The 23,867-nt window shown below is 58.7% G+C and carries 20 protein-coding genes; 10 read left to right on the top strand and 10 right to left on the bottom strand.

The genetic code is table 11. The features are described 5' to 3' along the window. The first annotated feature begins 57 nt into the window (after positions 1 to 57). Positions 58 to 816 (top strand): DNA-binding transcriptional repressor DeoR, encoded by a 759-nt coding sequence (deoR, locus tag KGP22_RS06885; RefSeq protein ID WP_008503427.1) that lies wholly within the window; start codon positions 58 to 60, stop codon positions 814 to 816. A gap of 67 nt (positions 817 to 883) precedes the next feature. Here the strand turns inward: deoR and dacC are convergent, their stop codons facing one another. After that, complete coding sequence (gene dacC / locus KGP22_RS06880) at positions 884 to 2,089, bottom strand: serine-type D-Ala-D-Ala carboxypeptidase (RefSeq protein WP_047653218.1); 1,206 nt, start codon at positions 2,087 to 2,089, stop codon at positions 884 to 886. Between the two features lie 240 nt (positions 2,090 to 2,329). Here dacC and KGP22_RS06875 point away from each other — a divergent pair, with 240 nt between their 5' ends. Further along, positions 2,330 to 2,956, top strand: coding sequence for a glutathione S-transferase family protein (locus KGP22_RS06875; RefSeq protein ID WP_223581739.1), 627 nt, complete (start codon positions 2,330 to 2,332; stop codon positions 2,954 to 2,956). Here the strand turns inward: KGP22_RS06875 and KGP22_RS06870 are convergent, their stop codons facing one another. Both KGP22_RS06870 and bssR read right to left on the bottom strand, forming a co-directional pair. Beyond that, positions 2,957 to 4,075 (bottom strand): PQQ-dependent sugar dehydrogenase, encoded by a 1,119-nt coding sequence (locus KGP22_RS06870; protein WP_136194584.1) that lies wholly within the window; start codon positions 4,073 to 4,075, stop codon positions 2,957 to 2,959. Positions 4,076 to 4,181: 106 nt separating this feature from the next. After that, positions 4,182 to 4,565 carry a biofilm formation regulator BssR gene (bssR, locus tag KGP22_RS06865; RefSeq protein ID WP_223581737.1) on the bottom strand — a complete coding sequence of 128 codons (384 nt, stop codon included), beginning with the start codon at positions 4,563 to 4,565 and terminating at the stop codon, positions 4,182 to 4,184. Positions 4,566 to 4,781: 216 nt separating this feature from the next. Here bssR and rimO point away from each other — a divergent pair, with 216 nt between their 5' ends. Continuing rightward, positions 4,782 to 6,107 (top strand): 30S ribosomal protein S12 methylthiotransferase RimO, encoded by a 1,326-nt coding sequence (rimO, locus tag KGP22_RS06860; protein ID WP_008501203.1) that lies wholly within the window; start codon positions 4,782 to 4,784, stop codon positions 6,105 to 6,107. Between the two features lie 63 nt (positions 6,108 to 6,170). Here rimO and gsiD read toward each other — a convergent pair whose 3' ends face one another. From gsiD to iaaA, 5 genes are read right to left on the bottom strand one after another with little or no spacing between them, the layout of a single operon-like run. After that, a complete protein-coding gene (gene gsiD / locus KGP22_RS06855; RefSeq protein ID WP_223581735.1) occupies positions 6,171 to 7,082 on the bottom strand; it encodes a glutathione ABC transporter permease GsiD in 912 nt (303 codons plus the stop codon). 1 nt (position 7,083) lies between these two features. Next, the gene (gsiC, locus tag KGP22_RS06850) at positions 7,084 to 8,004 is read right to left on the bottom strand and encodes a glutathione ABC transporter permease GsiC (RefSeq protein ID WP_111963862.1); all 921 of its coding nucleotides are present in this window, start codon (positions 8,002 to 8,004) and stop codon (positions 7,084 to 7,086) included. 5 nt (positions 8,005 to 8,009) lie between these two features. Next, positions 8,010 to 9,548, bottom strand: a complete 1,539-nt coding sequence (gsiB, locus tag KGP22_RS06845) for a glutathione ABC transporter substrate-binding protein GsiB (RefSeq protein WP_149366230.1) — start codon at positions 9,546 to 9,548, stop codon at positions 8,010 to 8,012. A gap of 23 nt (positions 9,549 to 9,571) precedes the next feature. Then, positions 9,572 to 11,443 carry a glutathione ABC transporter ATP-binding protein GsiA gene (gsiA, locus tag KGP22_RS06840; RefSeq protein ID WP_223581733.1) on the bottom strand — a complete coding sequence of 624 codons (1,872 nt, stop codon included), beginning with the start codon at positions 11,441 to 11,443 and terminating at the stop codon, positions 9,572 to 9,574. Positions 11,444 to 11,454: 11 nt separating this feature from the next. Beyond that, entirely contained in the window at positions 11,455 to 12,393 is a 939-nt protein-coding gene (iaaA, locus tag KGP22_RS06835; RefSeq protein WP_115876043.1) for a beta-aspartyl-peptidase, read from the bottom strand. 187 nt (positions 12,394 to 12,580) lie between these two features. Between iaaA and moeA the strand changes: the two genes are divergently transcribed. Then, positions 12,581 to 13,813, top strand: a complete 1,233-nt coding sequence (moeA, locus tag KGP22_RS06830; protein WP_223581731.1) for a molybdopterin molybdotransferase MoeA — start codon at positions 12,581 to 12,583, stop codon at positions 13,811 to 13,813. 1 nt (position 13,814) lies between these two features. Beyond that, on the top strand, positions 13,815 to 14,567 hold the full coding sequence (gene moeB, locus KGP22_RS06825) for a molybdopterin-synthase adenylyltransferase MoeB (protein ID WP_223581729.1): 753 nt from the start codon (positions 13,815 to 13,817) through the stop codon (positions 14,565 to 14,567). A gap of 89 nt (positions 14,568 to 14,656) precedes the next feature. Here moeB and fsa read toward each other — a convergent pair whose 3' ends face one another. Beyond that, positions 14,657 to 15,319 carry a fructose-6-phosphate aldolase gene (gene fsa / locus KGP22_RS06820; protein ID WP_111963857.1) on the bottom strand — a complete coding sequence of 221 codons (663 nt, stop codon included), beginning with the start codon at positions 15,317 to 15,319 and terminating at the stop codon, positions 14,657 to 14,659. Positions 15,320 to 15,447: 128 nt separating this feature from the next. Here fsa and KGP22_RS06815 point away from each other — a divergent pair, with 128 nt between their 5' ends. The 4 genes from KGP22_RS06815 to KGP22_RS06800 all read left to right on the top strand — a co-directional run bounded on the left by KGP22_RS06815 (position 15,448) and on the right by KGP22_RS06800 (position 21,200). Next, the gene (locus tag KGP22_RS06815; protein ID WP_223581727.1) at positions 15,448 to 16,347 is read left to right on the top strand and encodes a glycyl-radical enzyme activating protein; all 900 of its coding nucleotides are present in this window, start codon (positions 15,448 to 15,450) and stop codon (positions 16,345 to 16,347) included. Between the two features lie 4 nt (positions 16,348 to 16,351). Further along, the gene (locus KGP22_RS06810) at positions 16,352 to 18,784 is read left to right on the top strand and encodes a formate C-acetyltransferase/glycerol dehydratase family glycyl radical enzyme (RefSeq protein WP_223581724.1); all 2,433 of its coding nucleotides are present in this window, start codon (positions 16,352 to 16,354) and stop codon (positions 18,782 to 18,784) included. A gap of 193 nt (positions 18,785 to 18,977) precedes the next feature. After that, complete coding sequence (locus tag KGP22_RS06805) at positions 18,978 to 19,793, top strand: Cof-type HAD-IIB family hydrolase (protein ID WP_045417410.1); 816 nt, start codon at positions 18,978 to 18,980, stop codon at positions 19,791 to 19,793. A gap of 150 nt (positions 19,794 to 19,943) precedes the next feature. Next, positions 19,944 to 21,200: a DUF1479 domain-containing protein gene (locus tag KGP22_RS06800; RefSeq protein ID WP_149366222.1), complete on the top strand. Its 1,257-nt coding sequence runs from the start codon at positions 19,944 to 19,946 to the stop codon at positions 21,198 to 21,200. Here KGP22_RS06800 and KGP22_RS06795 read toward each other — a convergent pair. Beyond that, a complete protein-coding gene (locus KGP22_RS06795; RefSeq protein ID WP_223581722.1) occupies positions 21,197 to 22,270 on the bottom strand; it encodes a LacI family DNA-binding transcriptional regulator in 1,074 nt (357 codons plus the stop codon). The genes KGP22_RS06800 and KGP22_RS06795 overlap by 4 nt on opposite strands. A gap of 288 nt (positions 22,271 to 22,558) precedes the next feature. Here KGP22_RS06795 and KGP22_RS06790 point away from each other — a divergent pair, with 288 nt between their 5' ends. Further along, positions 22,559 to 23,860: an MFS transporter gene (locus tag KGP22_RS06790; RefSeq protein ID WP_223581720.1), complete on the top strand. Its 1,302-nt coding sequence runs from the start codon at positions 22,559 to 22,561 to the stop codon at positions 23,858 to 23,860. The last annotated feature ends 7 nt before the right edge of the window (positions 23,861 to 23,867 follow it).

Here is a 23,867-nt window from a genome sequence, read left to right as displayed (position 1 = left end):
ACAGGTTACACTTGAACCCCCGCCCTGCGGGGGTTCACTTTTTTATCCCGAGGAACTATGGAAACACGTCGCGATGACCGCATTGCTCAGCTGCTACAGGCGCTGAAGCGCAGCGATAAGCTGCATCTTAAGGAAGCCGCCAACCTCCTCGGCGTCTCAGAGATGACCATTCGTCGGGATCTTAACAGCGAAAGCGCGCCCGTCGTGCTGCTGGGCGGGTATATTGTGCTTGAGCCGCGTAGCGCCAGCCATTATCTGATCAGCGACCAGAAGACGCGCCTGGTGGAAGAGAAACGCAAAGCCGCCCGGCTTGCAGCCTCGCTGGTACAGCCGCACCAGACGCTATTTTTTGACTGCGGCACCACCACGCCGTGGATTATCGAGGCCATCGACAGCAGCATTCCTTTTACTGCCGTGTGCTACTCCCTGAACACCTTTCTGGCGCTTCAGGAGAAACCCGAGTGCCGGGTGATCCTGTGCGGCGGCGAGTTTCACGCCAGCAACGCCATCTTTAAGCCGCTCAACCTGCAGGACACGCTCAGCAATCTCTGCCCGGATATCGCGTTTTATTCCGCGGCGGGCGTCAACGTGCGCCAGGGCGCGACCTGCTTTAACCTGGAAGAGCTACCGGTGAAGCACTGGGCATTAAGCGCCGCGCAGTACCATGTGCTGGTGGTCGATCACAGCAAGTTTGGTAAGGTCCGTTCGGCAAGAATGGGCGAGCTGGCGCAGTTCGACGCCATCGTTAGCGACTGCCGCCCGGACGACGAGATTGTGGCCCACGCGAAGGCGCAGCAGGTGAAATTGATGTATTAAGAGGGGTGCGGTCTGATGCCCTCACCCCAGCCCTCTCCCACAGGGAGAGGGAGAAAACCCATCAGGTTTAGCTGAACCAGCTGCCGAACCACCCGTGGAATTTCATCATCACGAAATCCCACATCCGGCTGAAGAAGCCGCCCTCTTCGACCGCTTCCATTACAATTAACGGACGCTGTTCAATTGATTTACCGTTTAGCTGGAAATCAATCGTCCCGACTACCTGACCTTTTTTCAGTGGCGCGGTGAGCTGCGGGTCGGTCAGGGTGTAGCTGGCCTTCAGGTTTTTCAGCTGACCACGCGGAATGGTCACCGAGCCCGCCTCACCCGCGCCCAGGTTCACTTCGCTCTTGTCACCAAACCAGACGCGCTGGCTGACGAACGTGGCATCCGGTTTAATCGGCGTCACGGTTTCATAGAAGCGGAAGCCCCACGTCAGCAGTTTTTCTGACTCATTAAAGCGAATACGGTCGGTTTTGGTGCCCAGCACTACCGAAATCAGGCGCATGTCGCCCTGGGTCGCGGAGGCCACCAGGTTATAGCCCGCGCCCGCCGTGGTGCCGGTTTTCATTCCGTCCACGTTAACGTTGCTGCTCCACAACAGTCGGTTGCGGTTCGGCTGACGGATTTTATTGAAGGTAAACTCTTTCTCTTTATGGATGGCGTATTCATCCGGCACGTCGTGGATCAGCGCTTTCCCCAGCAGCGCCATGTCGCGCGCGGTACTGAACTGTCCCGGCGAATCCAGACCGTGAACCGTTTTGAACGTGGTGTTGGTTAAGCCCAGTTTCTGCGCATAGCCATTCATCAAGCCAATGAAAGAATCCTGGCTGCCGGCAACATAATCGGCCAGCGCGATGCATGCATCATTTCCCGACTGAATAATTACCCCTTTGTTCAGATCGGAAACGGAGACCTGATCCCCAGGCTTCAGGAACATCACCGAAGAGCCCCGCAGCGCCGGGTTGCCGGTCGCCCAGGCATCCTTCCCGATGGTGACCATATCGTCCAGCTTGATCTTGCCCGCTTTTAACGCCTGGCCGACCACATAGCTGGTCATGATTTTGGTCAGGCTTGCCGGATCGAGTTTCTCATCTGCATTACCTTCCGCCAGCACTTTACCGCTGGAATAATCCATCAGGATCCAGGCGCGCGCGTCCACAGGCGGCGCTTCGGGCGCAGCCTGCTCAGCTGCGTAGAGAGTTGGTGCAAACAGGAAAAGGAGCGCAGAGCCTGTCGCAAGGCTGCGCAGAGAAGTCATTTTACGCGTCATAAATGCCACCCGAGTGTCCATTCAAAAATTACGTCACATCACCGTGTCGCAAGAAGCGATGAGTAATAGCGCACTAAAACGGTTAAAGAAACCCAACGAGGGTAAAGTTATTAAAGTTTATGCAATGACATTCAGATACGCTTTGATTCTGACGATTTTTTTGTCTTCTGTTGCGTAATTGTTAGGTTTATCTCACCATGGCAAAAGCTGACCCGGATTCACATCTCATCAGGAGTAAATATGATTACGCTTTGGGGCAGGAACAACTCGACCAACGTTAAGAAAGTGCTCTGGACGCTCGAGGAGCTGGATTTACCGTTCAACCAAATTATGGCCGGTATGTCGTTCGGCGTGAACAAAGAGGCCGACTATCTGGCCATGAACCCGAACGGCCTGGTGCCGCTGCTGCGCGATGATGAAACAGACGCGACGCTTTGGGAGTCCAACACCATTGTGCGTTACCTCGCCGCGCAGTACGGTCAGGGCCGCCTGTGGGTTGAGAATCCCGCCCGGCGCGCTCAGGGCGAAAAGTGGATGGACTGGGCGAACCAGACGCTGTCCCCGACCCACCGCGTGATCCTGATGGGGCTTATCCGCACGCCGGAAGCCGAACGCGATTATCCCGCAATTCACGCCGCCCAGGATGCCTGCGAAAATCTGTTTGCGATGATGGATGACGAGCTGGCGAAGCACGCCTGGTTCTCCGGCGAGGCGTTCGGCGTGGGCGATATTGCCGTGGCGCCGTTCGTCTGGAACCTGACCAATATGGGCCTGAAGTGGACGCCGCGCCCTCACCTGGAGCGCTGGCTTAAACAGCTGAGCGATCGCCCGGCTTACCGCAACTTGGTAATGATCCCGGTCACCTGATTACGCGCCGGACGGGCTGACTTTCAACAGTTGCCCGTCCGTCTCGTCGGTCAGGACATACAGATACCCATCCGGCCCCACCCGCACGTCGCGAATACGCTGGTCCCGGTCGCCCAGAATGCGCCCGTCCTCCGTCACCTTATTGCCGTCCACGCTCAGCACGATCACGTCCTTCTCCTTCAGCGCGCCGATAAACAGCTTGTTTTTCCACTGCGGGAAAACGTCGCTGTTGTAAAACGCCATGCCGCTCACCGCGGGTGAGACTTTCCAGAAGAACAGCGGTTTTTCGGTTCCCTCAACGTGCTCGCCTTTGGCTTCCGGGATTTTCAGGCCGCTGTAGTTAATGCCGTGCGTCGCCAGCGGCCAGCCGTAGTTTTTTCCTTTCTCCGGAATGTTGATCTCATCCCCGCCTCGCGGGCCGTGCTCGTTCAGCCAGAGCGTGTCGCTCCAGGGGTTCATCGCCATCCCCTGCGGGTTGCGAATGCCGTAAGACCAGATTTCGGGTCGCGCACCGGGGGTATTCACAAAGGGGTTATCCGGCGGGACTTTTCCGTCTTCGGTAAGGCGCACCACTTTACCCTGCAATTTATCCAGATCCTGCGCCGTCGGACGCTGATTATTCTCGCCGAGTCCAATAAAGAGAGAGCCTTTGCCGTCGAACACCAGCCGCCCGCCAAAATGGTTACCGGTTGAGAGTTTCGGCATCTGGCGAAACGCCACCTGGAATCCCTCGATGCGGGAATAGTCGTCGCTCAGGCGGCCATAGCCTACCGCCGTGCCGGCTTTGCCGTCATGCCCGGCCTCGGCGTAGCTCAGCCAGACGCGGCGCGACTTCTCAAAATCCGGGGCAAGCACCACATCCAGCAACCCTCCCTGACCGTTTGCCCAGACCTTCGGCACGCCTACAATCGGATCGGAGAGCCCTTTTCCGGTCTGCCAGCGTTTGAGCTGACCACCCTTCAGGGTCACCAGCAGCCCGTCATTATCCGGCAGGAACGCCAGGGACCAGGGGTGATCGAGTCTGTTTTGCAGCACCTCGACCTTCACCGCCTCTGGCGCAGCAAGAAGTGAAAACGGAATAAATAATACAGGCAGGGAAATCAGCGAGGATCGAGGCATAACGCACTCCTTTATCGGCATATGGCATAAAGATTAGCCACTGCGTCCGGGCGCGTTAGCACTTTTACAAAAGCTTAAGCAGAAGGGGGAGTTGCCTCCCCCTGGATCAGTGCTGTTCAAGCTTCTCGTGCTCGTTCAGGCACATGATGCAAAGAGAGAGCGTTGTCAGGCAGTTTTCAAGCTTCTCCGCGTTTACGGCGATAAAGTTCGGGCAGTCGTGGCGTCCGTTCATCAGACATACCCCGGCGATGGAGAGCACCTCAGCGGCGCGGCGCAGCGTGATCAGCTCACTTTCGCCGTAATTCGCCTTCAGGGTCGGTGCTTTTTCACGCATGAAATTACACAGTTCAAACAGGTTATCACGCAGATGTTCGCTTTCGCTGACTGACATATACCCTTTTGCCTTCCTCAACTGCAGGTACGCGGCCAGGTCGATTCGGGCGTTGATCAGCTTGTTAAGCAGATCGCGTTTTAGTCTGTCAACGGTCATGCTCTTTCCTCCTCTGTCAGCCATGGTGCATAGTCAGGATAAGTACATTTTTTGTACAGTTTAATACCTGGGATCAATTTTTATTAACTGATTAACATTATTTACAATGTTACAACGTCAGCCCGACGCATCCACCTTGCAAAGAGTGTATAAATCCCCCGCGATACGCTGTAAAATCCCGCCCTGATAACTCCATAATTGATGAATTTTTAACCTATGAGCAATGTTACGCACCAGCCGAAAATCGGCTTCGTCTCCCTGGGCTGCCCGAAAAACCTGGTGGATTCAGAACGCATCCTGACCGAACTGCGCACCGAGGGCTATGACGTGGTGCCAAGCTACGACAACGCCGATATGGTGATCGTTAACACCTGCGGGTTTATCGACAGCGCGGTCCAGGAATCACTGGAAGCCATCGGTGAAGCCCTGACGGAAAACGGTAAAGTGATCGTGACCGGCTGTCTGGGCGCGAAAGAAGACCAGATCCGCGAAGTGCACCCGAAGGTGCTGGAGATCACCGGCCCGCACAGCTACGAGCAGGTGCTGCAACATGTTCATCACTACGTGCCAAAACCAAAGCATAACCCGTTCCTGAGCCTGGTGCCGGAACAGGGCGTGAAGCTGACGCCGCGCCACTACGCGTACCTGAAAATTTCCGAAGGCTGTAACCATCGCTGCACCTTCTGCATCATCCCATCCATGCGTGGCGATCTGGTGAGCCGTCCGATTGGCGAAGTGCTGGCGGAAGCCAAACGTCTGGCCGACGCGGGCGTGAAGGAGCTGCTGGTCATCTCCCAGGACACCTCTGCCTACGGCGTGGACGTGAAGCACCGCTCCGGTTTCCACAACGGCGAGCCGGTGAAAACCAGCATGGTTGGCCTGTGCGAGCAGCTGTCCAAACTCGGTATCTGGACGCGCCTGCACTACGTCTACCCGTACCCGCACGTTGACGATGTCATCCCACTGATGGCGGAAGGCAAAATTCTGCCCTACCTGGACATCCCGCTGCAGCACGCGAGCCCGCGTATCCTGAAGCTGATGAAGCGCCCTGGCTCCGTTGACCGCCAGCTGGCCCGCATCAAGCAGTGGCGTGAGATCTGCCCTGACCTGACCCTGCGCTCCACCTTCATCGTCGGCTTCCCGGGTGAAACCGAAGAAGACTTCCAGATGCTGCTCGACTTCCTGAAAGAAGCGCGTCTGGACCGCGTCGGCTGCTTCAAGTACAGCCCGGTAGAAGGCGCAACCGCCAACGAGCTGGCGGACCAGGTGCCGGAAGAGGTGAAAGAAGAACGCTGGAACCGCTTCATGCAGCTGCAGCAGCAGATTTCTGCCGAGCGTCTGCAGGAAAAAGTGGGCCGCGAGATCATGGTTATCATCGACGAAGTTGACGAAGAAGGCGCGATTGGCCGCAGCATGGCGGACGCCCCTGAAATCGACGGCGCGGTGTACCTGAATGGCGAAACCAACGTTAAGCCAGGTGATATTATTCGCGTGAAGGTTGAAAACGCCGACGAGTATGACCTGTGGGGTAGCCGGGTTTAATCTTCCTGCTCCTCTTTTGTAGGCCGGGTAAGGCGTAGCCGCCACCCGGCACATTTCACTGCGCTATCCCTTAATCCTCGGATCCAGCGCGTCGCGCAGACCGTCACCCAGCAGGTTAAACGCCAGCACGGTCAGAAAAATTGCCAGGCTCGGGAAGATCGCCACGTGCGGTGCAATCACCATATCCGCCCTCGCCTCGTTCAGCATCGCGCCCCACTCCGGCGTTGGAGGCTGAGCCCCCAACCCTAAAAACGACAGGCTGGCCGCCGAGATAATCGACACGCCGATACGCATGGTGAAATAGACCACGATGGACGACACCGTACCCGGCAGAATATGGCTGAACAGGATGGTGACGTCGCTGGCCCCCATGCTGCGGGCAGATTCTATAAAGGTCTGCTGTTTCAGCACCAGCGTGTTGCCGCGCACCAGGCGCGCAAACGCCGGAATCGAAAACACCGCGACCGCAATGATGACGTTGGCCATGCCGCTGCCCATGATCGCCACCACGGCAATCGCCAGCAGAATGCCGGGAAAAGCAAACAGCACGTCGCAGATGCGCATGATGATGCGGTCCCACCAGCCTTCGTAATATCCGGCAACGAGCCCCAGCACGGTACCGATGGCCGCGCCGATCAGCACCGCGAACACCCCGGCGGCAAGCGAGATTTGCGCCCCGACCAGCACGCGGCTAAAGATATCGCGCCCGAGGGAGTCCACGCCGAACCAGTGCAGCATCGACGGTCCGTCGTTCAGACGGTCGTAGTCAAAATAGTTTTCCGCATCAAATGGCGCCACCCACGGCGCAATCACCGCCACTGCAATAAGCAGCAGCACAAACAGCCCCGCGGTCATCGCGACCGGCTGACGGCGAAAACGCCGCCAGAATTCAGACCACGGGGTGCGGACGTGGTCCGGTTTGAGCCCCGGCATCGCGTTTAAAACGGCCTGACGTCGCCAGTTCAATAATCGCATCTTACTTATACCTGATGGCCGGGTTAATGGCGGCGTAGAGCACGTCCACCACTAAGTTGATAAGAATAAATTCCAGCGAGAAAAGCAGGACTTCCGCCTGAATCACCGGGTAGTCGCGCATCTCGACGGAATCGACCAGCAGGCGTCCCAGCCCCGGCCAGTTGAAGACCTTTTCCACCACGATAGAGCCGCCCAGCAGGAAGCCAAACTGCAGCCCCATCATCGTCACCACCGGGATCATCGCGTTGCGGAACCCGTGCTTGAGAATGACCCACTTCTCGCTGACCCCTTTCGCCCGCGCGGTGCGAATATAATCTTCGCTCAGCACGTCAACGAACGAGGCGCGGGTAAAGCGGGCCATCACGGCCGACACGGCAGCACCAAGCGTCATGGAAGGCAGGATGTAATGCTTCCAGGTATCGGCCCCGACGGTGGGCAGCCAGCCCAGCTCAACGGAGAAGATCTGCATCAGCAGCATCCCCAGCGCGAACGCCGGGAAAGAGATGCCGGTGACCGCCAGCGCCATGCCGAGCTTGTCCGGCCAGCGGTTGCGCCAGACGGCTGCGACAATACCGGCGCCAAGCCCAAACACGACTGCCCAGCTCATGCTGGCAATCGTCAACCAGAACGTCGGCATAAAGCGGGTGGCGATCTCCTCCGACACCGGACGGCGCGACACCATCGAAATACCAAAGTCACCCTGAAGAACGTTGCCAATATAGTGCAGAAACTGCATATACAGAGGCTGGTCAAGACCCAGCTGTTTACGCACCAGCTCAATGACCGTGGCATCCGCTTCGGGCCCGGCAACCAGACGCGCCGGATCGCCCGGCAGCATATGGACAAACAAAAACACCAGCACCGCCACAATCAGCAGCGTCGGAATAAGCCCCAGCAGGCGTTTACAAACATAATTCAGCATGGGCGTTATTTTAAATCCGCATCGTCAAAGCTAAAGCCCGTATCAGGCATGATGTAGAACCCGGTCAACGCTTTGTTATGGGCTGACACCAGCTTCTCCACCACCAGCGGCACCCACGGCGACTCTTTCCAGATGATGTCCTGTGCGTCCTTATAGAGACGAGCTTTCTCGTCCGGTTTAGTGGTTTTCAGCGCATCGGCCAGGTCTTTGTCCACCTGCGGATTGCTGTAAAACGCGGTGTTGAACAGGGTTGGCGGCCAGTTCTGCGAGGCAAACAGCGGCGACAGCGCCCAGTCGGCTTCACCAGTCGATGCCGACCAGCCGGTGTAGAACATCCGCACGCCGCTCTCTTTCTGCCCTTTCCCCTCCACTTCTGCCGCACGCTGTCCGGCATCCATTGCCGTGACCTGTACCTTGATACCCACCTGCGCCAGCTGCTGCTGGGTAAACTGCAGCACCTTCTGGGCGGTGCTGTGATTATGCGACGACCACAGCGTGGTGCTAAAACCGTTCGGGAAGCCCGCCTCTTTCAGCAGCTCGCGCGCTTTAGCCGGATCGTACGGCCACGGCTGATAGCTTTGCGCATAGGCGATAGCCGGCGGCAGCACGCCGGTGGCCGGGGTGGCATAGCCCGCAAAAGCGACCTTCACCAGCGCCTGACGGTTAATGGCATAGTTAATAGCTTCGCGCACCTTCGGGTTATCGAACGGCTTTTGCGTGACGTTCATGCTGATGTAGCGCTGCATGATCGACGGGCTGGCGACCAGCTCCAGCTTGCTGTTTTTCTGCAAAATGGCGGCCTGCTCATACGGGATCGGGAAGGCAAACTGCGCCTCGCCGGTTTGCAGCATCGCAGCGCGGGTGTTGTTGTCCACCACCGGGCGCCAGGTGATGGTATCCAGCTTCGGCAGCCCCTGCTGCCAGTATCCCGCGAACTTCTTCACCTTCACAAAATCGGTCTGGTTCCAGGTGAGCAGTTCGTAAGGGCCGGTGCCAACAGGGTGGAAACCGATCTCTTTGCCGTATTTCTGCAGCGCGGCAGGGGAAATCATCGCCGTTGCCGGATGCGCCAGAATATTGATAAACGCGGAGAACGGCTCTTTCAGGGTGATTTTTACCGTCGCCGGGTCGACCACCTCGGTTTTGGCGATGTTTTTATAAAGGTTATAGCGCTTGAGGCTGTTTTCAGGATTGCTGGCGCGATCGAGGTTAATCTTCACCGCCTCCGCATTGAAGTCTGTCCCGTCCTGGAACTTCACGCCGGTTCTGAGCTTGATGGTGTAGACCAGCCCGTCGTCGGACACGGTGTACCCCTCCGCCAGCACGTTTTTGAGCTTCATCTCTTTATCCAGGCCGAACAGGCCCTGGTAGAACGATTTCGCCACCGCCTGAGAGAGCGTGTCGTTGGCGTCATACGGATCGAGCGTGGTGAAATTGGAGCCGACGGCAACCACCACATCTTTGGCAGCGAACGCGGGGGCAGCGGCCAGGGCTGCCGTCACGCTCGCGGCTAACAACCATCTACGCGCTACAAATGTAACCATTGTGTTCTCCTGCCTGTTGTAAGTTATAACCGCGAAAAAGCATTGTCCTGACGCGGGGGAGCGACGAAATGACCCGGCTCGACCTCGCGAAGCGTCACGCGCTCCACGGCCTCGCCGAGTTTATGAATATTACCCGGCATATCATCCTGCAGCAGCACGCGCTGGCCGTGACGATGCGCGGGATCGGCAACCGGAACCGCCGCAATAAGCTTGCGGGTGTACGGGTGCTGCGGGTTCTCGAACACTGCCCTTCGCGGCCCAATCTCCACGATCTGCCCCATAAACATCACCGCCACGCGATGGCTGATGCGCTCGACCACCGCCATGTCGTGCGAGATAAACAGAAAGGCGATACCCATATCCCGCTGTAAATCCAGCAACAGATTGATGATTTGCGCCCGAATAGAGACATCCAGCGCAGAGACGGATTCATCCGCAATCACCACTTTCGGGTTCAGCGCCAGCGCGCGGGCGATGCAGATACGCTGCCGCTGCCCGCCGGAAAACTCGTGCGGATAACGCCAGGCGTGTTCCGGCTTCAGGCCAACGCGCTCCAGCAGCCACGCCACGCGACGCTGCGCCGCCTCGCCGTCGAGCAGGTTATGCACCCGCAGCGGCTCCATGATCGAATATCCCACCGTATGGCGCGGATCGAGGGAGGCATACGGATCCTGAAAAATAAACTGAATATCCCGCCGCACCGCCTGCAGCCTGCTGTCCGGAAGGGTATCAATGCGCTCGCCGTTAAAGGTAATGCTGCCCTCCTGAGATTCCACCAGACGGAGCAACGCGCGCCCGGTCGTGGATTTACCGCAGCCGGACTCCCCCACCAGCGCCAGCGTTTCGCCCGGCCAGAGGTCGAAGCTGACGTTTTCCACCGCGTGCACTTCGCGCTTCACCCGGTTCAACACGCCGCTGCGCAGCGGAAACCGAGTGACCAGATTTCGTACTTCCAGAATGGGCTTGCCCGGCACCACGGTGTCCTGCTCGCGCTCATCCTCCTGCAGCTCAGACGCCTCGAGGGAAATCAGCGGAAAACGGCGCGGCAGATCGCTGCCGTTCATCGCCCCCAGGCGCGGGACCGCCGCCAGCAGTGCTTTGGTGTAAGGATGCGCGGGCGCGTGAAAAATCTGCTCGACCGGGCCGGTTTCTACCGCGCAGCCCTTATGCATCACCAGTACGCGATCGGCGATATCGGCAACCACGCCCATATCGTGGGTGATAAAGATCACCCCCATCTCCATCTCCTGCTGCAGCACGTTGATGAGCTGCAGGATCTGCGCCTGAATGGTCACGTCCAGCGCCGTTGTCGGCTCGTCGGCAATGAGCACCGCCGGACGGCAGGAGAGCGCCATGGCAATCATCACCCGCTGGCGCATGCCGCCGGAAAGCTGATGCGGATAGCGGCCCAGAATGGCCTGCGCCTCCGGAATGCGCACCAGCTCAAGCATCCGTCGGGCCTCTTTGAGCGCTTCGTCGCCGCTCAGCCCTTGATGCAGGCGGATAGACTCGGCAATTTGCTCCCCGACCGGGAACACCGGGTTCAGAGAGGTCATCGGCTCCTGGAAAATCATCGCAATATCCGCCCCGCGCACGCCCTGCATCTGCGCACCGCTCAGCTCATTTAAATCAATGACCTGACGGTTACGGCGGCGCAGGAGCATTTTCTCGCTGCTGATTTGCCCGCCCGTCTGTTCCAGCAGGCGCATCAGCGCCAGCGCGGTGACCGATTTCCCGGAACCGGATTCGCCAACAATCGCCAGCGTCTCGCCGCGCCTGAGCGTGAACGATAAATTCTGTACTGCGGGGAAGAACTGCCGCTCTTCCTGAAACGCAATATTCAGCTGATGGACAGCCAATACTTCGCGGTTGTCCAGCTCTTCACTGTGCGGCACGCGCTGCCCCCTTATTCACGATAGATCCCCGTGCTCGGCTCATCACCGGCATAGCCCCAGGCGCGATACATGCCTTCGCTGTTGAACGGCAGGGCCACGTTGCCCTCACGATCCACCGCAATGAGTCCGCCGACGCCGCCCAGGGCAGGCAGTTTCTCCATCACCACGCGCTCGCAGGCCTCGCTCAGGCTTAAGCCGCCGTAATCCATCAGCGCGGTAATGTCGTAGGCCGCGAGGGCGCGAATAAAAACTTCCCCGGTGCCGGTACACGACACCGCCGCCGTCGCGTTATTGGCATAGCAGCCGGCGCCCGGCAGCGGGCTGTCGCCGACGCGTCCAGGCAGCTTGTTGGTCATCCCGCCCGTTGACGTCGCCGCCGCGAGGTTTCCGGCTTTATCAAGTGCCACCGCGCCGACCGTGCCCATTTTGCTGCGCTCATCCAGCGGCGCAGTATGGTCAAGCTGCGTCATGCCCGCCGAACGAGCTTCCAGTAACTGCTGATAGCGCGCTTCCGTGGAAAACAGATCGGGCGATACCGGCTCCATCCCGTGCTCAAAGGCAAAGGTCTCCGCCCCGGCCCCCGTCAGCAGCACGTGCGGACTCTCTTCCATCACCAGACGCGCGGCCAGCACCGGGTTACGCAGGTGACTGACGCCCGCCACGGCGCCCGCTTTCAGGGTAATACCGTCCATCACGCAGGCATCCAGCTCGTGCGTTTCATTCCGGGTAAAGACCGAACCGATCCCCGCATTAAATAACGGGCACTCTTCCAGCAGGCGCACCGCCTCGGTGACCACGTCCAGCGCGCTTTCGCCCGCTTCCAGCATTCTCTGGCCCGTTTCCACAATGGCGTACAGCGCGTCGATGTAGCGCTTTTCCTGCTCGGGACTGAGCTGTGCTCGGGTGATTGCCCCGGCGCCACCATGAATTGCGATTACCGCATTAACCATTCGCATCACCCGTTAGCCTGTTTTGCGGCTTTTTCTATAAATATCATTATCGTCGACGAAACTTCAGATGATTTTTGAATATAGAAAGACGTAACAGTGATGTAAAGCGTGCACCCTTCGGTCATACAGTTAGCCGCACTTTTCTGCCATAATGGACGCTTTCGTTGTTACTCCGCAGGAGCCCACCATGGATTTTACCGCCGGACTGATGCCGCTTGAGACGGCACTCACGCAGATGCTTGACCGAGTTTCCCCGTTGCATGACGTAGAGACGTTGCCCCTCGTGCGCTGTTTTGGCCGTATTGCCGCGCGCGATATCGTCTCTCCGCTTAACGTGCCGGGGTTTGATAACTCAGCGATGGACGGTTACGCGGTACGCCTGGCGGATCTCAAGACGGGTAACGCCCTGCCGGTGGCGGGTAAAGCCTTTGCGGGTCAGCCGTTTAGCGGTGAATGGCCTGCGGGCACCTGCGTGCGCATCATGACCGGCGCGCCGGTTCCGGCCGGCTGCGACGCCGTGGTAATGCAGGAAGAGACCGAACAGACCGACGACGGCGTGCGTTTTACCGCCAGCGTCAAAGCAGGCCAGAACATCCGCCGTACCGGCGAGGACATTACCCTCGGCGCGACCGTTTTTACCGCCGGGCAAAGGCTGACGGTGGCGGAGCTGCCGGTGCTGGCCTCGCTCGGCATCGCGGAAGTCGACGTTATTCGCAAAGTGCGCGTCGCCGTCTTCTCCACCGGCGACGAGCTGCAGCTTCCGGGCCAGCCGCTGCAGGACGGCCAGATTTACGATACCAACCGCCTGGCGGTACACCTGATGCTGGAGCAGCTGGGCTGCGAGGTGATTAACCTCGGCATTATTCCAGACGATCCGGAAAAACTGCGCGCGGCGTTTATCGAGGCGGATAAATCCGCCGATGTGGTCGTCAGCTCCGGCGGCGTCTCCGTGGGCGAAGCGGATTACACCAAAACCCTTCTTGAAGAGCTGGGCGAAATCGCCTTCTGGAAGCTGGCGATCAAGCCGGGCAAGCCGTTTGCGTTTGGCAAGCTTTCACACAGCTGGTTCTGCGGCCTGCCGGGTAACCCGGTCTCGGCGGCACTCACCTTCTACCAGTTGGCGATCCCGCTGCTGGCGAAGCTTTCCGGCAACAAGGCCAGCCCGCTGCCGGAACGCGTGCGCGTGCGTGCCGCCACGCGGTTGAAAAAATCACCGGGTCGTCTCGATTTTCAGCGCGGCATTCTGGCGCGCAACGCGGACGGCGAGCTCGAAGTGAGTACCACCGGGCACCAGGGCTCACACATTTTCAGCTCCTTCAGCCTGGGCAACTGCTTTATCGTGCTGGAGCGCGAGCGCGGCAACGTGGAAGCCGGCGAATGGGTTGAGATAGAACGCTTTAACCACCTGTTCGGAGGTTGATATGACGGTGGAGCTGAGCGATCCGGAGATGATGCGCTACAACCGCCAGATCGTGCTGCGCGGGTTTGATTTCGAAGGTCAGGAAGCGCTCAAGGCGGCCAGCGTGCTGGTCGTCGGGCTGGGCGGGCTGGGCTGCGCCGCCGCGCAGTACCTTGCCGCGGCGGGCGTGGGCAGGATGACGCTGCTGGATTTCGATACCGTGTCGGTGTCCAACCTGCAGCGCCAGACGCTGCACAGTGACGCGACGGTGGGCCAGCCGAAAGTGGAATCCGCAAGGGCTGCGCTGGCGCGCATCAACCCCCACGTTCAGTTCACGCTGATTGACGCAATGCTGGATGACGACGCGCTCTCCGCGCAGATTGCCCGGCACGATCTGGTGCTGGACTGCACCGATAACGTCACCGTCCGTAACCAGCTCAACGCGGGCTGTTTTGCCCATAAAACGCCGCTGGTTTCCGGCGCGGCTATCCGCATGGAGGGGCAAATCAGCGTCTTCACGTACGCCGAGGGTGAACCCTGCTACCGCTGCCTGAGCCGTCTGTTTGGCGAGAATGCGCTGACCTGCGTTGAGGCGGGCGTGATGGCGCCGCTCGTCGGCGTGATTGGTTCATTGCAGGCAATGGAAGCCATCAAGGTGCTGGCGCACTACGGCACGCCCGTAGCGGGGAAAATCGTGATGTATGACGCGATGACCTGCCAGTTCCGAGAGATGAAGCTGATGCGTAACCCGGGATGTGAGGTGTGCGGAGGTTAAAGCAAACGGCAACCTTCAGGTTGCCGTTTTAGTGTTTGCTCCCTCTCCCTGTGGGAGAGGGTTGGGGTGAGGGCATCAGGCCGCACCCGTCAAATCGACGTCCTGCCAAACGCCCCCAGCCAGTCCTGCTCAAACTTCACAATTGCCGCATCTACCGCAGGAGAGGCAATAAACTGCTGCGCCACGTCCAGCGGCAGCGTGATGGACTTGCACCCTGCCAGCAGGCAGTCCAGCGCCTGACGCGGGGTTTTAAAGCTCGCGGCCAGCACCTTTGACTGCGGCGCGTGCAGCGTCAGCAGCTGTTGCAGCTCAATTACGGTCTGGATCCCGTCCCCGCCCTGCGCGTCCACGCGGTTAACGTAAGGGGCCACATACTCCGCCCCCGCCAGCGCGGACAACATCCCCTGCGCAGCACCGTATACCGCCGTGCCCAGCGTCGGGATCCCTTCCGCTTTTAGCATCTTGATCGCCGCCAGCCCTTCTGCGGTTACCGGCACTTTCACCACCAGATCGTTAATGATGGCGCGAAGCTTACGCGCGTCTTCCACCATCCCTTCGGCGGAGGTCGCCATCACCTGTGCGAACAGACGACCTTTACCACCAAGCGCGTCGTGCAGCGCGGGCAGCAGTTCATCGAGCGGCGTTTTACCGGCTGCTACGATGCTTGGATTGGTGGTCACGCCCGCCAGCGGGAAGATACGCGCCAGCTTTTTGACTGCCGCAACGTCAGATGTGTCGAGATAAAGTTCCATGATGTCACCCTCAAAATTAGCCTGCACTTACCCTATCACGACAAACCCTGCTGAAGAGTTGACCTGCATCAAGATACCTTTCATTCGAAAGTAATTTAATCTTCATATGCAATATGAGAGGCAAAAACATGATCTTCAATATTCAGCGTTACTCTACCCACGACGGCCCCGGTATTCGTACCGTGGTGTTCCTGAAAGGCTGCTCGCTGGGCTGTCGCTGGTGCCAGAACCCGGAAAGCCGCTCCCGCAGCCGGGACGTGCTGTTTGATGCACGTCTGTGCCTGGACGGCTGCGACCTGTGCCAGCAGGCTGCGCCGGGCTGCATCGAACGCGCGCTGAATGGCCCGATCATCCACCGCGAAAAGCTGAGTGAAGAGACGCTTAATGCTCTCACCGACTGCTGCCCGACGCAGGCGCTGACCGTCTGTGGCGAAGAACAGCAGGTCGAGGAGATCATGGCGACCGTACTGCGCGACAAGCCCTTCTACGACCGCAGCGGTGGCGGGATCACCCTCTCCGGTGGCGAGCCGTTTATGAACCCGGATCTGGCGCACGCCCTGTTTAAAGCCACCCATGACCAGGGGATCCACACCGCCGTCGAAACCTGCCTTCATGTGCCGTGGCACTATATCGAGCCGTCATTACCGTACGTCGATCTGTTCCTCGCCGACCTGAAGCATGTCGACGGTGACGTTTTCAAGCAGTGGACGGACGGTTCGGCTAAGCGCATCCTGGATAACCTGAAACGCCTGGCAGCCGCAGGGAAGAACATCACCATCCGCGTACCGCTCATCCAGGGCTTCAACGCAGATGAAGCCTCCATAACCGCCATTACCAACTTCGCTGCCGATGAACTCGGCGTCGACGATATTCATTTTCTGCCGTATCACACGCTGGGCATGAACAAATACACCCTGCTCGGCCAACCCTACTCTGCCCCTGACAAACCGCTGGATAACCCTGCTCTGCTGGACTTTGCGCAGCAGTACGCCCGCCAGAAAGGGTTAACCGCGACCTTACGAGGATAAACTTATGACCACCCTGAATCTCAATACCCTCAGCGAACGCATTAAGGCGCACAAAACGGCCCTGGTGCATATCGTCAAGCCGCCAGTCTGTACCGAGCGCGCGCAGCATTACACCGAAATGTACCAGCAGCACATGGACAAGCCGATCCCGGTGCGTCGCGCTCTGGCGCTGGCGCATCACCTGGCCGAACGTACCATCTGGATCAAACACGACGAGCTGATTATCGGTAACCAGGCAAGCGAGGTGCGCGCCGCGCCGATCTTCCCGGAATACACCGTCTCCTGGATTGAGAAAGAGATCGACGACCTGGCAGACCGCCCGGGCGCGGGCTTTGCGGTGAGCGAACAGAACAAGCGTGTGCTGCACGAGATCTGCCCGTGGTGGCGCGGCCAGACGGTGCAGGACCGCTGCTACGGCATGTTCACCGACGAGCAGAAAGGCCTGCTGGAAACCGGCATTATCAAAGCCGAAGGCAACATGACCTCAGGCGACGCGCACCTGGCGGTGAACTTCCCGCTGGTGCTGGAGAAAGGTCTCGACGGCCTGCGCGCCAAAGTGGCCGAACGCCGCTCGCGCATCAACCTGACGGTGCTGGAAGACCTGCACGGCGATCAGTTCCTGAAGGCGATCGATATCGTGCTGGAAGCGGTAAGCCTGCACATCAAACGTTTTGCCGACCTGGCGCGTGAAATGGCCTCGACCGAAACCCGCGAAAGCCGCCGCGACGAGCTGCTGGCCATGGCGGAAAACTGCGACGTGATTGCCCACGAGCCGCCAAAAACCTTCTGGCAGGCGCTGCAGCTGTGCTACTTCATTCAGTTGATCCTGCAGATTGAGTCCAACGGCCACTCCGTGTCGTTTGCGCGGATGGACCAGTATCTCTATCCGTACTACCGCCGCGACGTGGAGCTGGACCAGAGCCTGGATCGCGAGCACGCCATCGAGCTGCTGCACAGCTGCTGGCTGAAGCTGCTGGAAGTGAACAAGATCCGCTCCGGCTCGCACTCCAAGGCCTCCGCCGGTAGCCCGCTGTACCAGAACGTCACCATTGGTGGTCAGAAGCTGGTTAACGGCGAGCCGATGGACGCGGTGAACCCGCTCTCCTACGCGATCCTGGAGTCCTGCGGCCGTCTGCGCTCCACCCAGCCGAACCTGAGCGTGCGCTATCACGCGGGCATGAGCAACGACTTCCTCGATGCGTGCGTGCAGGTGATCCGCTGCGGCTTCGGGATGCCGGCGTTCAACAACGATGAAATCGTCATTCCGGAATTCATCAAGCTCGGCGTTGAGCGCGACGACGCCTACGACTACGCGGCCATTGGCTGTATCGAAACCGCAGTGGGCGGCAAGTGGGGCTATCGCTGCACCGGCATGAGCTTCATCAACTTCGCCCGCGTGATGCTGGCTGCGCTGGAAGGCGGCCGCGATGCCACCAGCGGCAAGGTATTCCTGCCGCAGGAGAAAGCGCTCTCTGCAGGTAACTTCGATAATTTCGAGGAGGTGATGGCAGCCTGGGATAGCCAGATCCGCTACTACACCCGCAAATCCATTGAGATTGAGTACGTGGTGGACACCATGCTGGAAGAGAACGTCCACGATATTCTCTGCTCGGCGCTGGTGGACGACTGCATCGAGCGCGCGAAAAGCATCAAGCAGGGCGGCGCGAAGTATGACTGGGTCTCCGGCCTGCAGGTGGGTATCGCCAACCTCGGCAACAGCCTGGCGGCGGTGAAAAAGCTGGTGTTCGAACAGGGCACTATCGGCCAACAGCAGCTGGCGGCGGCACTGGCGGATGACTTCGACGGGCTGACTCACGAGCAGCTGCGTCAACGTCTGATTAACGGCGCGCCGAAGTACGGTAACGACGATGACAGCGTGGATATGCTGCTGACCCGTGCTTATCAGACCTACATTGAAGAGCTTAAGCAGTATCACAACCCTCGCTACGGCCGCGGCCCGATTGGCGGTAACTACTACGCGGGCACGTCGTCCATCTCCGCAAACGTGCCGTTTGGCGCTGCGACGATGGCAACGCCGGACGGACGTAAGGCGCATACGCCGCTGGCGGAAGGGGCTAGCCCGGCTTCCGGTACCGACCACCTTGGCCCGACGGCGGTAATTGGCTCGGTGGGCAAACTGCCGACCGCAGCGATTCTCGGCGGCGTGCTGCTGAACCAGAAGCTGAATCCGTCAACGCTGGAAAACGACAGCGATCGCCAGAAGCTGATGGTGCTGCTGCGGACCTTCTTCGAGGTGCATAAGGGCTGGCATATTCAGTACAACATTGTCTCCCGCGAAACGCTGCTGGAGGCGAAGAAACACCCTGACCAGTATCGTGACCTGGTGGTGCGCGTCGCGGGTTACTCGGCGTTCTTCACCGCCCTGTCGCCGGATGCGCAGGACGATATTATTGCCCGTACTGAGCATACGCTGTAACGGGGCATCACCTCAGGGGAAAAGCGCACGCTGATGCCCTCACCCCTCCCCTCTCCCACGGGGAGAGGGAGAAAACACTAAAAACGGCAACCTCGGTTGCCGTTTTGCTTTTACTTTCGAATGAAATTAAATTTGTGCTCCCCGTCACCTTGTTATTAGAATGTTTCAAAACGCAGTGACCCAGGAGCACAGTATGACCGTTAAAGTTATCGTCACCGATATGGACGGAACTTTCCTTGATGATGCCAAGCAGTACGATCGTGACCGCTTCCAGGCACAGTTTGAACAGCTTAAAGCCCGCGATATTGAATTCGTTGTCGCCAGCGGCAACCAGTATTACCAGCTCATCTCCTTCTTTCCAGAGCTAAAAGATCGGATCTCCTTCGTGGCGGAAAACGGCGCGCTGGTGTTCGACCGCGGAGAACAGATTTTTCACGGCGAGCTGACGCGCCATGAATCGCAGATCGTGATTGGCGAACTGCTGAAAGACAAAGGCCTGAACTTCGTGGCCTGCGGGCTGGAGAGCGCCTACGTCAGCGACAAAGCCCCGGACGCCTTCGTGGCGCTGATGTCAAAGCACTACCACCGCTTAAAGCGCATCAGCGATTACCGCGACATTGACGACGTGCTGTTCAAGTTCTCCCTTAACCTGCCGGATAGCGATATCCCGAATCTGGTGGATAAGCTGCACGTCTCCCTGGACGGCATCATGAAGCCGGTCACCAGCGGCTTTGGGTTTGTCGATTTGATTATCCCCGGCCTGCACAAAGCCAACGGCATCAGCCGTCTGCTGAAGCGCTGGAAAATCTCCCCTCAGGAGTGCGTGGCCATTGGCGACAGCGGCAATGATGCCGAGATGCTGAAGCTGGTAAAATATTCCTTTGCGATGGGTAACGCGGCGGAAAGCATCAAAGAAATCAGCCGCTACAGCACCGACGACAACAACCATCAGGGCGCGCTGAACGTCATTCAGGCCGTGCTCGACAACCATTCCCCGTTCGACGCCTGATCTTCTCCTCGCCGGAGCCTTGCTCCGGCAGCCTGACTCTTTTCCCGTCCTGTGGCTTGCGTCAAGTTTTTAAACTTGCATTAACTTAATTTTAACTTAAAGTATCACTTGTAGACATTTTGACTTTCGAATGAAAGATGCGAGGCAGTTATGACCTTTACCAGTGAAACTTTGCCGGCAGATCACAAAGCGGCAATCCGTCAGTTGAAACGTGAGCTACGCGCGCAGATCGGCGACGTGCAGGCGGTGTTTAATAAGCTCAGCGATAAAATTGCCACCCGCGTGGCGGAAATCAACGCTCTTAAGAACAAAGGCGAATCCGTCTGGCCGGTGATTCCGTTTGCGGATGTGAAAAACGGCACGATTACCAACGCACAGCGCGAGGCCGTTAAACGCCGCGGCTGCGCGGTGATTAAAGGTCACTTCCCCCGCGAGCAGGCGCTGGCGTGGGATCAGTCGATGCTCGACTACCTCGATCTGAACAAGTTTGACGAAGTGTACAAAGGGCCTGGCGATAACTTCTTCGGCACCTTAACGGCCTCCCGTCCGGAGATTTACCCGATCTACTGGTCGCAGGCGCAAATGCAGGCGCGTCAGAGCGAAGAGATGGCGCAGGTGCAGTCGTTCCTGAACCGTTTATGGACGTTCGAGAGCAACGGCAAGCAGTGGTTCGACCCGGACGTGAGCGTGATTTATCCGGACCGTATTCGCCGCCGTCCGCCGGGAACCACCTCGAAAGGACTCGGCGCCCATACCGACTCCGGCGCGCTGGAGCGCTGGCTGCTGCCGGCCTATCAGCAGGTCTTTGCCCGCGTGTTTGACGGCAACGTCGAGAAATACGATCCGTGGAACGCCGCGCACCGTACCGAAGTGGAAGAGTATACCGTCGATAACACCACCAAATGCTCGGTATTCCGCACCTTCCAGGGCTGGACGGCGCTGTCGGACATGATCCCCGGTCAGGGGCTGCTGCACGTAGTGCCAATCCCGGAAGCGATGGCCTATATCCTGCTGCGCCCGCTGCTGGACGACGTGCCGGAAGACGAGCTGTGCGGCGTAGCGCCGGGGCGCGTGCTGCCGGTTTCCGAGAAGTGGCACCCGCTGCTCATCGAAGCATTAAGCAGCATTCCGGCGCTCGACGCGGGCGATTCCGTGTGGTGGCACTGCGATGTGATCCACTCCGTCGCGCCGGTGGAAAATCAGCAGGGCTGGGGCAACGTGATGTACATTCCTGCCGCGCCGATGTGCGAGAAGAACCTTGCGTACGCCAAAAAGGTCAAGGAAGCGCTTGAAACCGGCGCGTCACCGGGAGATTTCCCGCGCGAAGATTATGAAAAGAGCTGGCAGGACCGCTTTACCGTGAACGATCTCAACATCCACGGCAAGCGCGCGCTGGGCATGGTTTAACTGTCATACAAACCTTCCCGCTCAACGGCGGTGCGTCGTTTCCCCTGACGTATCCGCCGTACCGATTCCCGAACGGCCAGCGTGCCGTTAAGCAGTAACGTCCCCACCGGCGCGTCCGGGCGCATGAGCCGCTGCTGGAGCATATAAACCGCTTCCGTTCCCAGCTCATCGCGAGGAACGTGCACGGCCGTTAATGGAACATCCTGGATTGCCGCCAGGTTAAACCCGTCAATGCTCATCACCGACACGTCCTGCGGCACGCGCAATCCTCTTTTTTGCAATGCGCTGATGGTGCCCGCCGCCATAAAATCGCCGCCAACCAAAAATGCGGTTGGCAAATCCTTGCCCTGCATTTCGCTGAGCCAGCTGCTGACTGCCTGTTCACTTTCGCGTGCGCTGAAGCTGGGCACCACCAGCAGATCGCGCTTGTCGTTGAATTTCAGGTTGTGAGACTGCCACGCGTCGCGGATCCCCGTCAGGCGAAGCTCCATGGTATAGCGGCGCAGGCACAGCACACTCATTACCTCACGGTGTCCCATCTCAAACAGATATTCCGCCGCCCGCTCGCCAATGGCGCGATGATCCGGCGCGACGGCAGGCAGGCACATGTGGCGGTCACGGCAGTTAATCAGCATGCAGGGTTTGCCGACATCCACAGCCAGATCGTGGATATGCGGGTCGTCGATGCCAAGAAGGATTGCCGCCTGGGTATCCGCCTCGTTCATGCGCGCCAGAAACAGCTGGGCATCGCTATCGTTCTCTTCCAGCGCGCAGTAGCGCAAGCGCACATCGTGGGATGCAAGGCCTTTACTCACGCTCTGGATCACACGGTAGTAAAAGATGTCGGACCGCTCGTCGAACGCACGCTGAGGGGCAAAAACCACCAGGCTATTGAGCAGCAGCCGTCCCGCCGCCATACCCTCCATCACCCCCAGCTCCCGCGCGCACGCCAGCACCTTTGCGCGCGCCTTTTCGCTGGTATTCGCTTTTCCCGCCAGCACCCGCGACACGGTGCTGATCGAGAGCTGCGTGCGGGCCGCGATCTCGGTGATTTTTAGCCTTTTGTCCATTTTGTGATCTGGCTCCATTTGCGAAATGAAAAAATTTTCATAGCGTATTCGTCAGGCAATTACTGACATAAATACCATCTTGCCAGAGACTTTTCGTCAGTTATGAGAAATTTTGCACAAAATCCACTTTTGCCCACTCATTTTCTTCCTTAAGGTGAACTTGTCACACAACTTCCATACTAGTTGTATACCAGATTAAGAATTTTAAACGGATAAAAATCAAAGACATAAAAATCCGTGTGACACCTGAACCTCCGTCCCCTTACCGTCCGTCTTGTGGAGAGTAAAATGAGTCAGGACATCAATAACACCGTTGCGACAAGCAAAACCCGTCGCGTCATCAAGAACCTGCGCTGGTACGTGCTGGTGCTGTTCTTACTTGGCGTTACCGTTAACTACATCACCCGAAACTCGCTCGGGATCCTCGCCCCGGAACTGAAAGAGAGCCTCGGGATCACCACCGAGCAGTACTCCTGGATCGTAGGAGCCTTCCAGATCGCCTACACCATTTTCCAGCCCCTGTGCGGCTGGCTGATTGACGTCATTGGCCTGAAGATTGGCTTTATGGTCTGCGCCGGGATCTGGGCTCTGATGTGTATTTTCCACGCAGGTGCCGGAAGCTGGCTGCACCTGGCCATTCTACGCTTCTTTATGGGTGCCTCTGAGGCCGCCGCTACCCCGGCGAACGCCAAAACCATCGGCGAATGGTTCCCGAAATCAGAGCGTCCCGTTGCTGCCGGCTGGGCGGGCGTGGGCTTCTCCATTGGCGCGATGCTGGCTCCGCCTATCATCTACTTCGCTCACGCCTCGCTCGGCTGGCAGGGCGCGTTTATGTTTACCGGCGTGCTGGCGCTGCTGTGGGTGATCCTGTGGTGGGCGTTCTACCACAACCCGGAGCAGCACCCGAACCTGAGCAAGGACGAGCTGGCGTTTATCAAGCAGGATAACGAACCGCCTGCCGTCAAACTGCCCTTCCTGACCGCGCTGAAAACCGTCTCGAAAAACAAACGCTTCTACGGTATCGCCATCCCGGCCTTTATGGCGGAACCCGCCTGGGCTGTGCTGAGCTTCTGGGTACCGCTGTACCTCGCCAAAGAGCACGGTATGGACCTGAAGCAGATTGCGATGTTTGCCTGGCTGCCGTTCCTCGCCGCCGACCTCGGCAGCGTGGCGAGCGGCTACCTGACGCGTCTGTACACCCGTCTGTTCGGCTGCTCCCGCGTTAACTCGGTCGTCGCCAGCTCCGTGACCGGCGCGTTCCTGATGATCTCGCTGGCCATCGTGGCCATTACCCGCGACCCGTATATCACCATTGTGCTGATCTCCATCGGCGGCTTCGGGCATCAGATCATCTCCTGCATGCTTAGCGCCCTGGTCGTGGAGTCCTTCGACAAAGGTCAGATGGCGACCGTCAACGGCATGCGCGGCTCGGCGGCGTGGATCGCCAGCTTCCTGTTCTCGCTGTTAATCGGTGTGACCGCCGACAAAATCGGCTTTAACCCGCTCTTTATCGCCATGGGCTTCTTTGACCTGATTGGCGCCGTCTTCCTGGTAGCATTTATTGCTGAACGTCGCGCCAAGCGCGCCTGATAGTGGA

It is taken from the genome of Enterobacter sp. JBIWA005 (assembly GCF_019968805.1).
Lineage (GTDB): Bacteria > Pseudomonadota > Gammaproteobacteria > Enterobacterales > Enterobacteriaceae > Enterobacter > Enterobacter vonholyi.
Note: the sequence above shows the minus strand (reverse complement) of the source record. Positions and strands in the feature narration are given on the sequence as shown.

Bases quoted from the DNA above. Each gene is read 5' to 3' on its own strand.
- deoR (WP_008503427.1), top strand. From the start codon at position 58: ATGGAAACACGTCGCGATGACCGCATTGCTCAGCTGCTACAGGCGCTG.
- dacC (WP_047653218.1), bottom strand. From the start codon at position 2,089: ATGACGCGTAAAATGACTTCTCTGCGCAGCCTTGCGACAGGCTCTGCG.
- KGP22_RS06875 (WP_223581739.1), top strand. From the start codon at position 2,330: ATGATTACGCTTTGGGGCAGGAACAACTCGACCAACGTTAAGAAAGTG.
- KGP22_RS06870 (WP_136194584.1), bottom strand. From the start codon at position 4,075: ATGCCTCGATCCTCGCTGATTTCCCTGCCTGTATTATTTATTCCGTTT.
- bssR (WP_223581737.1), bottom strand. From the start codon at position 4,565: ATGACCGTTGACAGACTAAAACGCGATCTGCTTAACAAGCTGATCAAC.
- rimO (WP_008501203.1), top strand. From the start codon at position 4,782: ATGAGCAATGTTACGCACCAGCCGAAAATCGGCTTCGTCTCCCTGGGC.
- gsiD (WP_223581735.1), bottom strand. From the start codon at position 7,082: ATGCGATTATTGAACTGGCGACGTCAGGCCGTTTTAAACGCGATGCCG.
- gsiC (WP_111963862.1), bottom strand. From the start codon at position 8,004: ATGCTGAATTATGTTTGTAAACGCCTGCTGGGGCTTATTCCGACGCTG.
- gsiB (WP_149366230.1), bottom strand. From the start codon at position 9,548: ATGGTTACATTTGTAGCGCGTAGATGGTTGTTAGCCGCGAGCGTGACG.
- iaaA (WP_115876043.1), bottom strand. From the start codon at position 12,393: ATGGTTAATGCGGTAATCGCAATTCATGGTGGCGCCGGGGCAATCACC.
- moeA (WP_223581731.1), top strand. From the start codon at position 12,581: ATGGATTTTACCGCCGGACTGATGCCGCTTGAGACGGCACTCACGCAG.
- moeB (WP_223581729.1), top strand. From the start codon at position 13,815: ATGACGGTGGAGCTGAGCGATCCGGAGATGATGCGCTACAACCGCCAG.
- fsa (WP_111963857.1), bottom strand. From the start codon at position 15,319: ATGGAACTTTATCTCGACACATCTGACGTTGCGGCAGTCAAAAAGCTG.
- KGP22_RS06815 (WP_223581727.1), top strand. From the start codon at position 15,448: ATGATCTTCAATATTCAGCGTTACTCTACCCACGACGGCCCCGGTATT.
- KGP22_RS06810 (WP_223581724.1), top strand. From the start codon at position 16,352: ATGACCACCCTGAATCTCAATACCCTCAGCGAACGCATTAAGGCGCAC.
- KGP22_RS06805 (WP_045417410.1), top strand. From the start codon at position 18,978: ATGACCGTTAAAGTTATCGTCACCGATATGGACGGAACTTTCCTTGAT.
- KGP22_RS06800 (WP_149366222.1), top strand. From the start codon at position 19,944: ATGACCTTTACCAGTGAAACTTTGCCGGCAGATCACAAAGCGGCAATC.
- KGP22_RS06795 (WP_223581722.1), bottom strand. From the start codon at position 22,270: ATGGACAAAAGGCTAAAAATCACCGAGATCGCGGCCCGCACGCAGCTC.
- KGP22_RS06790 (WP_223581720.1), top strand. From the start codon at position 22,559: ATGAGTCAGGACATCAATAACACCGTTGCGACAAGCAAAACCCGTCGC.